Annotated in this window: 10 protein-coding genes, 1 tRNA gene and 2 rRNA genes; 7 read left to right on the forward strand and 6 right to left on the reverse strand. The window is 66.7% G+C overall.

The genetic code is table 11. The features are described 5' to 3' along the window. Positions 1-9 precede the first annotated feature (9 nt). Positions 10-597 (reverse strand): hypothetical protein, encoded by a 588-nt coding sequence (locus KG111_RS06080; protein WP_205291592.1) that lies wholly within the window; start codon positions 595-597, stop codon positions 10-12. Between the two features lie 119 nt (positions 598-716). Between KG111_RS06080 and KG111_RS06085 the strand changes: the two genes are divergently transcribed. Together KG111_RS06085 and KG111_RS06090 are read left to right on the forward strand one after the other, a co-directional pair. Then, complete coding sequence (locus KG111_RS06085) at positions 717-1427, forward strand: response regulator transcription factor (protein WP_205291591.1); 711 nt, start codon at positions 717-719, stop codon at positions 1425-1427. Beyond that, complete coding sequence (locus KG111_RS06090; protein ID WP_205291590.1) at positions 1427-2965, forward strand: sensor histidine kinase; 1539 nt, start codon at positions 1427-1429, stop codon at positions 2963-2965. Before KG111_RS06085 ends, KG111_RS06090 begins: the two co-directional genes overlap by 1 nt. A 29-nt stretch (positions 2966-2994) precedes the next feature. Here the strand turns inward: KG111_RS06090 and KG111_RS06095 are convergent, their stop codons facing one another. Then, positions 2995-3330 carry a YnfA family protein gene (locus KG111_RS06095; RefSeq protein WP_205291589.1) on the reverse strand — a complete coding sequence of 112 codons (336 nt, stop codon included), beginning with the start codon at positions 3328-3330 and terminating at the stop codon, positions 2995-2997. Between the two features lie 66 nt (positions 3331-3396). Between KG111_RS06095 and KG111_RS06100 the strand changes: the two genes are divergently transcribed. Further along, positions 3397-3831, forward strand: coding sequence for a hypothetical protein (locus tag KG111_RS06100; protein ID WP_205291588.1), 435 nt, complete (start codon positions 3397-3399; stop codon positions 3829-3831). A gap of 17 nt (positions 3832-3848) precedes the next feature. Here KG111_RS06100 and KG111_RS06105 read toward each other — a convergent pair. Together KG111_RS06105 and KG111_RS06110 are read right to left on the reverse strand one after the other, a co-directional pair. Then, positions 3849-3922 (reverse strand) — tRNA-Ile (locus KG111_RS06105). Positions 3923-3950: 28 nt separating this feature from the next. Further along, positions 3951-4697 carry a PIG-L deacetylase family protein gene (locus tag KG111_RS06110; RefSeq protein WP_205291587.1) on the reverse strand — a complete coding sequence of 249 codons (747 nt, stop codon included), beginning with the start codon at positions 4695-4697 and terminating at the stop codon, positions 3951-3953. Between the two features lie 9 nt (positions 4698-4706). Here KG111_RS06110 and KG111_RS06115 point away from each other — a divergent pair, with 9 nt between their 5' ends. Further along, positions 4707-5825 carry a DNA adenine methylase gene (locus KG111_RS06115; protein WP_205291586.1) on the forward strand — a complete coding sequence of 373 codons (1119 nt, stop codon included), beginning with the start codon at positions 4707-4709 and terminating at the stop codon, positions 5823-5825. Here KG111_RS06115 and KG111_RS06120 read toward each other — a convergent pair. Together KG111_RS06120 and KG111_RS06125 are read right to left on the reverse strand one after the other, a co-directional pair. Beyond that, positions 5794-6342, reverse strand: a complete 549-nt coding sequence (locus tag KG111_RS06120) for a hypothetical protein (protein ID WP_205291585.1) — start codon at positions 6340-6342, stop codon at positions 5794-5796. The genes KG111_RS06115 and KG111_RS06120 overlap by 32 nt on opposite strands. Before the next feature lie 3 nt (positions 6343-6345). Next, positions 6346-7854, reverse strand: a complete 1509-nt coding sequence (locus KG111_RS06125; RefSeq protein WP_205291584.1) for a serine/threonine-protein kinase — start codon at positions 7852-7854, stop codon at positions 6346-6348. A 140-nt stretch (positions 7855-7994) separates the two neighbouring features. On the opposite strand from KG111_RS06125, the gene tyrS reads away from it, so the two are divergent. From tyrS to KG111_RS06140, 3 genes are all read left to right on the forward strand, one after another. After that, on the forward strand, positions 7995-9266 hold the full coding sequence (tyrS, locus tag KG111_RS06130; RefSeq protein ID WP_205291583.1) for a tyrosine--tRNA ligase: 1272 nt from the start codon (positions 7995-7997) through the stop codon (positions 9264-9266). Positions 9267-9698: 432 nt separating this feature from the next. After that, positions 9699-11213, forward strand: a 16S ribosomal RNA gene (locus KG111_RS06135). Positions 11214-11641: 428 nt separating this feature from the next. Continuing rightward, a 23S ribosomal RNA gene (locus KG111_RS06140) occupies positions 11642-14778 on the forward strand. The 16S and 23S rRNA genes sit together here, the layout of an rRNA operon. Positions 14779-14889: the final 111 nt, after the last annotated feature.

A 14889-nucleotide genomic window follows, 5' to 3' on the forward strand; every position in this document is an offset into this window, starting at 1 on the left:
CGCGGTGGCTCAGCCGGTCGTCGCACCCCCGGTCCCAGGGGCCTGGCCCTGGTCCTGCTGCTGGTCCTGCTGCTGGTCCTGCTGCTGGTCCTGCTGCTGGCCCTGCTGCTGGCCCTGCTGCTGGTCCTGCTGCTGGTCCTGCTGGCCGCCGTCGGGAGCGGTGCCGGGTCCGCGCTGGTCGCCGTCCTGGTCGCGGTCGCCGTGCCAGCCGCCCTGACCGCCGCCGTGACCGCCGGGACCGCCGGGGCCGCCGCGGAAGCCCGGGCCGCCCGGGAAGCCGGGGAAGTCCCCGTCGGCGGGACCGACCTGCTCGTGCCGGGGCGCCGAGTCGCCGTCGGCGGCGGCCAGGGTGATCCCCGTGCCGGCGCCGGCGCCGAGGAGCAGGCCGGCGACGCCGACCGCGGTCACCGCGCGCCACCGGAAGACACGGTCCTTCGCCTTGGCGCGGGGCGCCGGGACCGCCGAAGCGGGGTACGCCGGGGGCGGGGTCGTGGGATACGCGAACCCCGGCGCCTGGCTCTCGGGGGCCTGGCTCTCGGGGGCCTGGTCGTGGTTGTCGTCGGGCTTGTTCGGGTTGGTGTTCTTCTGCTCGGTCATGGCTCCACGGTGGACGGCGTCTCTGTGCCCTTGCTGTGCTCGTGCCGTGACCGGAGCATGAGCGGATTCCCACAGAGATCGCATAGCAACGACACAGGATCGTGGGTGAGCATGGACGCATGAGCGAGACCCGTCCGGACGGCACCCCGCTGCGTGCCCTCGTCGTGGACGACGAGGTGAACATCGCAGAGCTCGTGGCCATGGCGCTGCGTTACGAGGGGTGGGTCGTCGACACCGCGGGCAGCGGCGCGGAGGCGGTCGCCTCCGCACGCGAGCACGCGCCGGACGTCGTCGTGCTCGACATCATGCTGCCGGACATGGACGGCATGGAGGTGCTGCGCCGGATCCGTGCCGGGGCGCCCCATGTGCCGGTGCTCTTCCTCACCGCGCGGGACGCGGTGGAGGACCGGGTCGCCGGGCTGACCGCCGGCGGCGACGACTACGTGACCAAGCCGTTCTCGCTGGAGGAGCTGGTCGCCCGGCTCCGCGCGCTGGTACGACGCGCCGGCACCGCGATCGAGCAGGGCCGCTCGGTGCTCGTGGTCGGCGACCTGGTGCTCGACGAGGACAGCCGCGAGGTGACGCGTGGCGGTGAGGACATCTCCCTGACCGCGACCGAGTTCGAGCTGTTGCGCTACCTGATGCGCAACCCGCGCCGGGTGCTCAGCAAGGCGCAGATCCTCGACCGGGTCTGGAACTACGACTTCGGCGGCCAGGCCAACGTGGTCGAGCTCTACATCTCCTACCTGCGCAAGAAGATCGACGCTGGGCGGGCGCCGATGATCCACACGATGCGCGGAGTGGGCTACGTGCTGAAGCCGGCGACCTGATGCGCCGCACCGCCGGTCCCCCCGGGCCCGGCTGGCCCCACTCCCTGGCCTCGCGGCTGGTGGTGACCGCGGTCGCGCTGGTCGCCGTCGTCTCGCTGCTGATCGGCACGGTGACCACGCTGGCCATGCGGGCGTGGCTGACCGACCGCCTCGACGGCGACGTCACGGCTGCGCTGTCGCGGATGACGGGGCCGCGCACCCCGCCGCTGGGCCCGCCTGAATCCGGCCGGGACTCCGAGGACCGCCGCGGCTTCGGGGTCCAGGTGGGGATGCTCATCGTCTTCCCCGACGAGGACGGCACCCCCGGCGTCGTCGTCGACGGTGACGGCGAGCTGCGCAGCCTGGAGTCGGCGGCCTCCGAGGAGGTGGCCGAGGTGGCCGACACCACCGAGGCCCACACCCTGGAGGTGACCGACGTCGGCCGCTACCGAGTCCTGGCCGGTGAGGACCGCTTCGGCCAGACGGTGGTGGTGGGTCTGCCGACCCGCGACGTCGACGACACGACGGCCTCGCTGGTGCGGTGGGAGGCGGTGCTCACCCTGCTCGGCGTCCTTGCCGCCTCGGTGGCCGGCACGATCGTGGTGCGCCGCCAGCTGCGGCCGCTGACGGAGGTCGCCGCCACCGCGCGCGCCGCGGCGGCGCTGCCGCTGGGATCGGGGGAGATCGCGATCGCCGAGCGGGTCCCCGAGCGCCTGACGGATCCCCGCACGGAGGCCGGACAGGTCGGCGCCGCGCTCAACCAGCTCCTCGCCCACGTCGAGTCCTCGCTCTCGGCCAGGCACCGCAGCGAGCAGCAGGTCCGTCGGTTCGTCGCCGACGCCTCGCATGAGCTGCGCACCCCGCTGACCACCATCGTGGGCTACACCGAGCTGGCCCGGCACCGCGGCGACCCGCAGACGGTCGGCCTGGCCCTGGCCAAGGTGGAGGAGGAGGCGGGGCGGATGACCGCGCTGGTGGAGGACATGCTGCTGCTCGCCCGACTCGACTCCGGACGCCCGCTCGCCGCCGAGCCGGTCGACCTGTCCCGGCTGCTGCTGGAGGTCGTCGACGACGCCCGGGTGGTGGCCCCCGACCACCGCTGGCAGATCGAGCTGCCAGCGGACGGCGAACCGGTCGAGGTCGTCGGCGACCCGCAGCGGCTGCGCCAGGTGGCGACCAACCTGCTGGGGAACGCCCGCAAGTACACCCCGGCCGGCACCACCGTCACCGTCACCGTCCGCCCGGACGGGTTCGACGTGCACGACGACGGCCCCGGCTTCCCACCCGACCTGCGCGAGACCGCCTTCGAACGGTTCACCCGCGGCGACGCGGGACGCCAGCGCGGCGACGGCGTCGGCCTCGGCCTCGCCCTGGTGCAAGCCATCGTCGCGGCCCATGGCGGCACGGTGGAGCTGTCCAGCGTCCCGGGCGACACCCGGATCCAGGTCCGCCTCGGACACCCGGAGGCACCACCGGAACCGGAGGCACCGGAGGCACCGGTGGGACCGGAGGACCGGGGGAGCCGGGAGGACCTCCGCCCTCCCCGTGAGCGGCCGTAACCGGCCTGCGACCGGGCGGGTGTCGTGGTTCAGCCGGTCCGCGGCGCGTACATGATCACCGCCACGCCCACCAGGCAGCACAGGGTGCCCGCGACGTCGTACCGGTCGGGGCGGAAGCCGTCCAGCGCCATGCCCCACAGCAGCGAGCCGGCGACGAAGACCCCGCCGTACGCCGCCAGGATCCGACCGAAGTTCGCATCGGGCTGCAGCGTCGCGACGAAGCCGTAGATCCCGAGCGCGATCACACCGGCCCCGATCCACAACCAACCCCGGTGCTCGCGCACGCCCTGCCACACCAGCCACGCGCCGCCGATCTCGGCGAGCGCGGCGGCGAGGAAGAGGGCGATGGAGCGCGCGGTGTCCATGGGCCGCATCATCGCAGTCGCGCCGCCGTGCCGGGTGCGCCCGCGTCGTGCGGGTACCGCTTCCTCATGGTCTCCAAACTCGCCATCGGGCTGCTGGCCGTGCAGGTGCTGCTGGGGGGCTACCTCTTCTCCTACCTGCTGAGCGCGGGCCAGCCGCGCGCCACCGCGCGGGCCACCCGGATCTCGGACCCGGTCTCCGCGCTGCACCTGCTGGCGGCGCTCGCCGCCCTGGCGCTGTGGATGATCTACCAGGCCGGTCATGACATCGCCTTCGCCTGGGCGACGCTGGGGGTGCTGGCGCTGACCGCCGCCGGCGGCATGACGATGGCGGTGAAGACGCTGGCGGAGCCGCCGATCCTCGAAGGCGTCGTGTCCGAGGACCCGGCGGACGCCCGGGTCGCCGAGAGCCAGATCCCGCGCCCGGCGATCTACCTGCACGGCGTGATCTTCCTGATGGCCGGCGCGTGCGTCCTGCTGGTCTCCCTGGGCCTGGCGGACTGACCGCGAGGGGGAGTGCGTAGGGCGGGTGGGGCTCGAACCCACGACCCAAGGATTATGAGTCCTCTGCTCTGACCGACTGAGCTACCGCCCCTAGGTGCGGGCTCACCCTAGAGCAGCGCTCAGTCGCCCCAGCCCATGGGCAACACCTCGAACGGCGCCGCGAACCGGGTGCCGAGGCGAGACCCGGCGCTGTGGGCCATCCCCTCCAGGAACTCGCGCGGGTCCCAGTTCTCCCAGCCGAGACCCTCGATGTAGGCCGCGTGGGCCTCCAGCGAGGCCACGCCGGCGTCGAAGGAGTCGGTGGTGTCGACGGCGTGGGTGGCCTGCGGCGAGCCGAACGCCCACACCGCCCGCACCCCGCCCCAGGGCTCGGCGCCCTCGGCGACCTGCTCGGGGAACACCCACCGGTTGCCGGCGTCGCGGACCGCGTCCAGCACGGCGCGCCCGACGGCGATGTGGTCGGCCTGGTTGAGGTTGCGACCGCCCCAGGTGTCGCGGAAGTTGCCGGTGATCACGATCTCGGGCCGGTGGGCGCGGACGACGGCCGCGAGCCGGCGACGCAGCGCGACGCCGTACTCGAGGATGCCGTCCGGCTCGCGCAGGAAGTCCACGACGTCGACCCCGACGATCCGCGCGGACTCCACCTGCTCGGCCTCACGGACCTCCCGGCAGGTCTCGGGGTCGAGGCCGTCGATGCCGGCCTCGCCGCTGGTCACCATGCAGTAGACGACCGACTTGCCCTGGCCGGTCCACCGTGCCACCGCGGCGGCCGCGCCGAACTCCATGTCGTCGGGGTGCGCCACGAGGCACAGCGCGCGTTCCCAGTCCTCGTCGAGCGGGGCGAGCGGGCTCGGGTCAGGGCTCATCGTTCGAGCATGGCACGCCGCACGGACCTGCGCCCGCGCACGGCCGGGGCGCCCTACGCTGCACGCGTGATCAAGTACCTCGGCTCCAAGCGCACGCTGGTGCCGATGCTGGGGGAGATGGCGGTCGCCGTCGGGGCCCGCACCGCCGTGGACCTGTTCACCGGCACCACCCGGGTGGCCCAGGAGCTCAAGCGGCGCGGCCTGCACGTCACCGCGGCGGACGTGGCGTCGTACTCGGAGGTGCTCAGCGACTGCTACGTCGCCACCGATGCCGACCGCGTGGACCTCGCTGCGCTGGACGCCGAGCTGGAGCGGCTGGCCGCGCTGCCGGGCGAGCGCGGCTACGTCACCGAGACCTTCTGCGAGCAGGCGCGCTTCTTCCAGCCCAAGAACGGGCTGCGGATCGACGCCGTGCGGGCCGCCATCGAGCGCGACCACCCGCCCGGCAGCCCGCTGCGACCGATCCTGCTGACCAGCCTGATGCTTGCCGCCGACCGGGTCGACTCGACCACCGGCATCCAGATGGCCTACCTCAAGCAGTGGTCGCCGCGGTCCCACGCCGATCTCGAGCTGCGCCGTCCCGTGCTGCTCAGCGGCGCCGGACGCACCGTGGCCGGCGACGTGCTCGACACCGTCGACAGCGTGGGGCCGGTCGACCTCGCCTACGTCGACCCGCCGTACAACCAGCACCGCTACTTCGCGAACTACCACATCTGGGAGACCCTGGTCCGCTGGGACGCTCCCGAGCACTACGGCGTCGCCTGCAAGCGGGTCGACACCCGTGAGCAGCGCAGCGCCTTCAACAGCCGCCGCACCATGCCGGCGGCGCTCGCCGACGTCCTCGGCCGGATCTCGGCGGAGGTCGTGATCGTCTCCTACAACGACGAGTCCTGGATGAGCGCGGACGAGATGACGGCGGCGCTGCGGCAGGCCGGCCACGAGGAGGTGGCGATCCTCGGCTTCGACTCCAAGCGGTACGTCGGCGCGAAGATCGGCATCCACAACCGCGACGGCGTGCGGGTCGGCCAGGTGGGGCGGCTGCGCAACGTCGAGTACCTGTTCGTCGCGGGACCGGCGGAGAAGGTCGCCGCGGCGCTCAATGCGGGCGCGCCTTCCCTCCAGCGATGAGGAAGCTGTCGCCGCGCTTCACCAGCCGCAGCGTGACCTCCTCGGTGCGGGGCCGCCCGGAGTAGGAGTAGGTGTAGGTGTAGGTCACCGAGAGGGTGTCCGGGTCGCCCTCGACCTCGAGGATGCGCGGGTCGGAGATCCTCGACCACACCTCGAGGTACCGCGGGCTGGCCCCGCGGTAGTCGGCGGTCAGCAGGGCCAGGCCCCGCTTCGGGTTCCGGCTCGCGATGCGCACGTAGGCGCGCGCGAACCTCTCCAGCGCCTTGTCGTCGACCGGCTCCGCCGACGCCGTGGCGGTCGGCTTCTCCTCAGCGGCGCCCTTGCCGTCGGCAGCCGGAGCGCCACCCTCGGCGACGGAACGGTCCCCGGTCGAGTCGTCGGAGCCCGGGCCGCCGAAGAACATCAGGTAGGCACCGAGCAGGCCGAAGCAGAGGACTCCGACAGCGGTGAGCACCAGGCCGGAGACCCGGGGACGCCCCTGCGGCTCCGCTCCCGCCCGACGCCGCGCCTCGGTCATCGCTCATTGCTCCACGGGCACCGACGACGCCCCGGCGATCAGCAGCCGGTCGCCGGACTCGACCAGGTCGAGGGTGACCTGCTCGGTCCGGCGTCCCTCGCCGGGCAGTGCGTAGGAGTAGGTGTAGGTCACCGTCATCGTGGCGGGGTCGCCGGAGACCGACAGCACCTTCGGTGAGCGCACCGAGCGCCAGAACTCCGTGTACGCCGGGCTCTCGTCCTGGTAGCCGGGGGTGAGCAGCGCGAACCCGGCCGCCGGGTCGCGGTGCGCGGTGCGGACGTAGTCCTCCGCGAACGCCTCCAGGGTCTCGGCGCTCGGGGCGGATGCGCCGGCGTCCTCGCCGACGTCCTTCCCAGCGTCGCTCGCGCCGGCGTCGGGGGACCCGGAGGCCGTGACGGCGGCCGTCGGGGACCCGCTGTGGTCACGGGTGAGGGCCACTCCGACCGCCAGCGCCGCGAGCACGGCGGTGGCGCCGACGGCGGCGATCACCCCCACATGGCGCGACCGACGCCTGCGCCGCTGTCCACCCGGGCGGGCCGGCCCGGCGCCGGGCGGGGGCGGCGGGACCAGGGGAGGCGGCGGCAGGTGAGACGGCAGCTGGAGCTGCGGCGCCTGGGACTGTGGCGGCTGGGACGGCCGCGGGGCGGGCAGCACAGGGGCGAGGTCCAGCGCGGTGAGGTCGAGCGCGGCGGTCGCCTCGGTCTCCGTGTCCGGTCGTTCGAGCAGGTCCCGCACGGTGGCCATGTCGGGCCGCTCGTCGGGCTCCGGAGTCAGGGTGGCCGCGACCAGGGGAGCCAGCCAGCCGGCCTCGCTCGGCCGCGGCGGCGGCTCGTGGACCACCCGGTAGACCACGGCGAGGGCGCCGTTCGTCCCGTCCTCCTGGTGGTACGGCGGTCGCCCGGTGAGGGCGTGCACCAGGGTGGCGCCGAAGGACCACACGTCGCTGGCCTTGTCGGCGGTGCCGCCGCAGGCGACCTCGGGCGCCAGGTACGCCGGTGACCCGGTCACGATGCCGGTCTGGGTCAGGGTGGCGTCGTCGTCGCCGCGCGCGATGCCGAAGTCGGTGAGCTTGGCGACCCCCTCGGAGGTGACCAGGATGTTCGAGGGCTTGATGTCGCGGTGCACCACGCCGTTGTCGTGGGCGGAGGCCAGGGCGTCGGCGATCGGCGCGAGCAGCTCGGCCGCCTCGTCGGGCGACAGCGGACCGTCGGCCCGGAGGAGCTCGGAGAGTGAGCGGCCCTCGACGTGCTCCATCACCAACCAGAGCTCGTCGTCGTCCTCGACGAGGTCGAAGACGGACACCACGTGGGGGTGGCTGACGCGGGCGGCGAGCCGGGCCTCCCGTGCGGCCCGCAGCGAGACCTCGGTGTCACCGGGACTGCGGGGGAGGCGCTTGACGGCGACGGCCCGGTCGAGCAGCTCGTCGTGGGCCAGCCAGACGGCGCCGCCGGCACCGCTCCCGAGCTCCCGCTCGAGCGCGTAGCGCTGCCCGACGTGTGTCGTGATGCTCATGGCTTGCTCAGGTACCCAGAGAGGGTGTGGTGAATCCGGTGCGGTGAACCCGGTGGGGGCCGGGAGGCGGAGAATGGGGCACGCTTGAGCAAACCTTTCGCCGACATCCGTTGGCAACCCCCGAAACGGAAAGGACCGACGTGTCCGTCGACCCCACCCTCCTCGACGACCTCGAGTGGCGCGGCCTGCTGGCCGAGTCCACCGACCGCGATGCGCTGCGCGCCGCACTCTCCGAGGGCAGCGTGCGGTACTACGTCGGCTTCGACCCGACCGCTCCGAGCCTGCACATGGGCCACCTGGTGCAGATCCTCACCGCGCGGCGGCTGCAGCTCGCCGGGCATCAGCCCTATGCCCTGGTCGGCGGTGCCACCGGGATGATCGGTGACCCGCGCGACTCCGGTGAGCGGACGCTCAACTCGCTGGACACCGTCCAGGAGTGGACCGATCGGGTGCGCGGTCAGATCGAGCCGTTCCTGTCCTTCGACGGCGACAACGCCGCGCGGATGGTCAACAACTACGACTGGACCGGCTCGTTGAGCACGATCGACTTCCTGCGGGAGGTCGGCAAGCACTTCCCGGTCAACCGGATGCTCGCCCGGGACACGGTGCGCCGGCGCCTGGAGTCCGGTATCAGCTTCACCGAGTTCTCCTACGTGCTGCTGCAGTCCCATGACTTCCTGACCCTGTTCCGCGAGCACGGTGTCACGCTGCAGTTCGGCGGATCGGACCAGTGGGGGAACCTGACAGCCGGCGTCGAGCTGATCCGCCGGTCCGCCGGCGGTACGGCGCACGCGTTCGCCACGCCCCTGCTCACCAAGAGCGACGGCACCAAGTACGGCAAGACCGAGGGGGGCGCCCTCTGGCTGGACCCCGAGCTGCTGGCGCCGTACGCGTTCCACCAGTTCTGGCTCAACGTCGAGGACGAGAAGATCGGCGAGCTGCTGCGCGTCTTCACCTTCCTGGACCGCGAGGAGATCGAGGCGCTCGAGGCGCGCCATGCGGAGAAGCCTTTCCTGCGCGAGGCGCAGAAGGTGCTGGCCGACGAGGTCACCACGATCGTGCACGGGCAGGCCGAGACGGAGAACGCCAAGGCCGCCGCGCAGGCGCTGTTCGGCACCGGCGACATCACGGGCCTGTCGGCGGCGACGCTGGAGGCGGCGCTGGCAGAGGCGGGCACCGTGGAGCTCGACGCGGGCGCGGGCATCCCTGACGTCGTGGAGCTGCTGACCCTCACCGGGCTGGCCAAGTCGAAGGGCGAGGCGCGGCGCACGGTCGCTGAGGGCGGCGCCTACATCAACAACGTCCGCGTCGAGGACCCCGAGCACGTGCCTGCTGCCGGCGACCTCATCGCCTCGTCGTGGCTGGTGCTGCGCCGCGGCAAGAAGCGCTTCGCGGGCGTGCGGGTGCGCTGATCTCAGACGTACGACGCACGCGTCGGGGTGGTGTGGCCCGGGACACGCCACCCCGATTTGTGCGTTCTGAGGCGTGTGCGTAATGTTCTCTCTGTCGCCGGGTGCGGCGGGAAGCAAGACGCGGATCACCGCGGAGGGCTTCCGGCCCCAGCGAACATCCCGAGCGCGAAGTCAGGCGCTGGTCAGAAAAGCAGGCCTTGTGGGCCTGGGACAGACCGGAACCGATACCGAGCGCACGGAACCATCAGCGCGAGGAAGATCCGGCAACGGGGAACCTCGGTGCGTGTGATGTTTGAGAACTCAACAGTGTGTCATGCATATGATTGTTGTGAATTAATGCATCAGCTTATGGCTGGTGTGGGTTTTTCGGCAATGAAATGATTCTGGCGATTAACATTGTCAGGTTTGTTTGGTTGTCAGGTATTGAATTTTCTTATGGAGAGTTTGATCCTGGCTCAGGACGAACGCTGGCGGCGTGCTTAACACATGCAAGTCGAGCGGAAAGGCCCTTCGGGGTACTCGAGCGGCGAACGGGTGAGTAACACGTGAGTAATCTGCCCTGGACTCTGGGATAGCCACCGGAAACGGTGATTAATACCGGATATGACTACTACCCGCATGGGTTGGTGGTGGAAAGTTTTTTCGGTCCAGGATGTGCTCGCGGCCTATCAGCTTGTTGGTGAGGTAATGGCTCACCAAGGCTTTGACGGGTAACCGGCCTGAGAGGGTGACCGGTCACACTGGGACTGAGACACGGCCCAGACTCCTACGGGAGGCAGCAGTGGGGAATATTGGACAATGGGCGGAAGCCTGATCCAGCAACGCCGCGTGAGGGATGACGGCCTTCGGGTTGTAAACCTCTTTCAGTACCGACGAAGCGAAAGTGACGGTAGGTACAGAAGAAGGACCGGCCAACTACGTGCCAGCAGCCGCGGTAATACGTAGGGTCCGAGCGTTGTCCGGAATTATTGGGCGTAAAGGGCTCGTAGGCGGTTTGTCACGTCGGGAGTGAAAACCATGGGCTTAACTCATGGCTTGCTTTCGATACGGGCAGACTAGAGGTATGCAGGGGAGAATGGAATTCCTGGTGTAGCGGTGAAATGCGCAGATATCAGGAGGAACACCGGTGGCGAAGGCGGTTCTCTGGGCATTACCTGACGCTGAGGAGCGAAAGTGTGGGGAGCGAACAGGATTAGATACCCTGGTAGTCCACACCGTAAACGTTGGGCGCTAGGTGTGGGACCTATTCCATGGGTTCCGTGCCGTAGCTAACGCATTAAGCGCCCCGCCTGGGGAGTACGGCCGCAAGGCTAAAACTCAAAGGAATTGACGGGGCCCGCACAAGCGGCGGAGCATGCGGATTAATTCGATGCAACGCGAAGAACCTTACCTGGGTTTGACATACACCGGAAGCCTCTAGAGATAGAGGTCTCTTTGATACTGGTGTACAGGTGGTGCATGGCTGTCGTCAGCTCGTGTCGTGAGATGTTGGGTTAAGTCCCGCAACGAGCGCAACCCTCGTTCCATGTTGCCAGCGGATAATGCCGGGGACTCATGGGAGACTGCCGGGGTCAACTCGGAGGAAGGTGGGGATGACGTCAAGTCATCATGCCCCTTATGTCCAGGGCTTCACGCATGCTACAATGGCCGGTACAAAGGGCTGCGATCCCGTGAGGGGAGCGAATCCCAAAAAGCCGGTCTCAGTTCGGATTGGGTCTGCAACTCGACCCCATGAAGTCGGAGTCGCTAGTAATCGCAGATCAGCAACGCTGCGGTGAATACGTTCCCGGGCCTTGTACACACCGCCCGTCACGTCACGAAAGTCGGCAACACCCGAAGCCGGTGGCCCAACCCTTGTGGGGGGAGCCGTCGAAGGTGGGGCTGGCGATTGGGACGAAGTCGTAACAAGGTAGCCGTACCGGAAGGTGCGGCTGGATCACCTCCTTTCTAAGGAGCACACTCACGCAGCCGGCCGAATGTGCTGGTTGTTCTTTGGGGTGTTCACTAGTGGAACACAATGATCTTCTGCAGCCATGGTGGTTCCTTTCTGGGGGCTGGTGTGGTTGTGGGTGTATGGCACGCTGTTGGGTGTCTGAGGCATCAGACGCCGATCACCTGTTTGGGGTGGTGGGTGCTGGTAGGGCTTCTGGTTGTTTGATTATTGGATAGTGGACGCGAGCATCCGCCCGCACATGCAGCTCACCTGAGTCTTCGGAGTTTGTTCTTCGGAACTTGGTGGTGGGGTGTGGTTGTGGGTGGTGAATGTTTGTGTTGTTTCGTGATTGTTAAGGTGTTTCTTAACTGATTTGAGAAACCATATGGCCATCTCGTGCATGACGTGTTTGTTTGTTGTTGTGTGTGTTGGGGTTTGTTGTGGGCAAGTTGTTAAGGGCACATGGTGGATGCCTTGGCATCGAGAGCCGATGAAGGACTGGGAGCCTGCGAAATGCCCTGGGGAGTTGGCAACCGAGCGTTGATCCGGGGATGTCCGAATGGGGAAACCCAGCTGGAGTCATGTCCAGTTACCCGCATCTGAATAAAATAGGGTGTGTGGAGGGAACGTGGGGAAGTGAAACATCTCAGTACCCACAGGAAGAGAAAACAACCGTGATTCCGAGAGTAGTGGCGAGCGAAATCGGATGAGGCTAAACCTCACTTGTGTGATACCCGGCAGGGGTTGCAGGTGGGGGGTCGTGGGAATGTCGTTGTGCCATCTGCCGGTGGTGCGCACAGTCAGAAACCAGTCTTGAGGTCGAAGTCCGTTGGAAAGCGGTGCCGGAGCGGGTGATAGCCCCGTAGACGATAGAGGCTGGCTGTGTTCGGTATCTCCCAAGTAACACGCCACTCCTGGAATGGTGTGTGAATCTGGCGGGACCACCCGTTAAGCCTAAATACTCCTCGATGACCGATAGCGGACAAGTACCGTGAGGGAAAGGTGAAAAGTACCCCTGGCGGGGAGTGAAATAGTACCTGAAACCATGTGCCTACAATCCGTCAGAGCCCGGCTGCCACTTGTGGTGTTGGGGTGATGGCGTGCCTTTTGAAGAATGAGCCTGCGAGTTAGCGGCACGTGGCAAGGTTAACCCGTGTGGGGTAGCCGTAGCGAAAGCGAGTCTGAATAGGGCGTTTGAGTCGCGTGTTCTAGACCCGAAGCGGAGTGATCTACCCATGGGCAGGTTGAAGCGCCGGTAAGACGGCGTGGAGGACCGAACCCACTTCAGTTGAAAATGGAGGGGATGACCTGTGGGTAGGGGTGAAAGGCCAATCAAACTCCGTGATAGCTGGTTCTCCCCGAAATGCATTTAGGTGCAGCGTTGCGTGTTTCTTGCCGGAGGTAGAGCACTGGATAGCCGATGGGCCCGACCAGGTTACTGACGTTAGCCAAACTCCGAATGCCGGTAAGTGTGAGCGTGGCAGTGAGACTGCGGGCGATAAGGTTCGTAGTCGAGAGGGAAACAGCCCAGACCATCGGCTAAGGCCCCTAAGAGGCGGCTAAGTGGAAAAGGATGTGGAGTCGCAGTGACAACCAGGAGGTTGGCTTGGAAGCAGCCACCCTTGAAAGAGTGCGTAATAGCTCACTGGTCAAGTGATTCCGCGCCGACAATGTAGCGGGGCTCAAGCCGCCCGCCGAAGCCATGGCAGCCACATGTAACCCAAGCCCCACTTGATGGTGGTTCAGGGGTGTGGCTGGGTAGGGGAGCGTCGTGTCACGGGTGAAGCTCCGGAGTGATCCAGGGGTGGACGTGACACGAGTGAGAATGCAGGCATGAGTAGCGAATCACGGGCGAGAAACCCGTGCGCCGATTGATCAAGGGTTCCAGGGTCAAGCTAATCTGCCCTGGGTAAGTCGGGACCTAAGGCGAGGCCGACAGGCGTAGTCGATGGACAACGGGTTGATATTCCCGTACCGGCAAAATGGCGCCCATGACGAGCCCGGTGATGCTAACCACCCGAAACCCAGCTTATTGATCCCTTCGGGGTGAGAGGGCTGGGCGGAGCGTGGGACCCGATCCGGTAGTAGTCAAGCGATGGGGTGACGCAGGAAGGTAGCCCAACCGCCGCGATGGTAGACGGCGGGTAAGCATGTAGGACGTGACCTAGGCAAATCCGGGTTGCAGCCCTTTGGTGGGTGAGTCTGAGATGTGATGCCGACCCCGTAGGGGGGAAGTGGGTGATCCTATGCTGCCTAGAAAAACCTCTAGCGAGCCATGAGCCGCCCGTACCCCAAACCGACTCAGGTGATCAGGTAGAGAATACCAAGGCGATCGAGACAACCATGGTTAAGGAACTCGGCAAAATGCCCCCGTAACTTCGGGAGAAGGGGGGCCCGGATCGTGACCCCACTTGCTGGGTGAGCGTGAAGGGCCGCAGAGACCAGGCCCAAGCGACTGTTTACTAAAAACACAGGTCCGTGCGAAGTTGTAAGACGATGTATACGGACTGACTCCTGCCCGGTGCTGGAAGGTTAAGAGGACGGGTTAGACGCAAGTCGAAGCTCAGAATTTAAGCCCCAGTAAACGGCGGTGGTAACTATAACCATCCTAAGGTAGCGAAATTCCTTGTCGGGTAAGTTCCGACCTGCACGAATGGAGTAACGACTTGGGCGCTGTCTCAACCATGGACTCGGCGAAATTGCACTACGAGTAAAGATGCTCGTTACGCGCGGCAGGACGGAAAGACCCCGGGACCTTTACTATAGTTTGGCATTGGTGTTTGGTTCGGCTTGTGTAGGATAGGTGGGAGACTGTGAAACCTTCACGCCAGTGGGGGTGGAGTCAACGTTGAAATACCACTCTGGTCGTACTAGATGTCTAACCTAGGGCCATGATCTGGTTCAGGGACAGTGCCTGATGGGTAGTTTAACTGGGGCGGTTGCCTCCTAAAGAGTAACGGAGGCGCTCAAAGGTTCCCTCAGCCTGGTTGGCAATCAGGTGTTGAGTGTAAGTGCACAAGGGAGCTTGACTGTGAGACAGACATGTCGAGCAGGGACGAAAGTCGGAACTAGTGATCCGGCAACTGCGAGTGGAAGCGTTGTCGCTCAACGGATAAAAGGTACCCCGGGGATAACAGGCTGATCTTCCCCAAGAGTCCATATCGACGGGATGGTTTGGCACCTCGATGTCGGCTCGTCGCATCCTGGGGCTGGAGTAGGTCCCAAGGGTTGGGCTGTTCGCCCATTAAAGCGGCACGCGAGCTGGGTTTAGAACGTCGTGAGACAGTTCGGTCCCTATCCGCCGCGCGCGTAGGAAACTTGAGAAAGGCTGTCCCTAGTACGAGAGGACCGGGATGGACGAACCTCTGGTGTGCCAGTTGTACCGCCAGGTGCATGGCTGGTTGGCTACGTTCGGAAGTGATAACCGCTGAACGCATCTAAGCGGGAAGCACGTTTCAAGATGAGGTTTCCCACCCCTTTGTGGGTTAAGGCCCCCAACAGATTATTGGGTTGATAGGCCGGAGGTGTACAGCAGCAATGCCCAGCCGACCGGTACTAATAGGCCGAAGACTTGCCACAACAAACCCCCAACACATCCAACAAATCCGATGTGCACACGGGTCATGGCAACACACGAACACACATGACATTCCGCGCACCACGCATCGCGTCCACGATTCAACCCCACAC

The sequence above is a fragment of the Nocardioides faecalis genome (assembly GCF_018388425.1).
Classification (GTDB): domain Bacteria; phylum Actinomycetota; class Actinomycetes; order Propionibacteriales; family Nocardioidaceae; genus Nocardioides; species Nocardioides faecalis.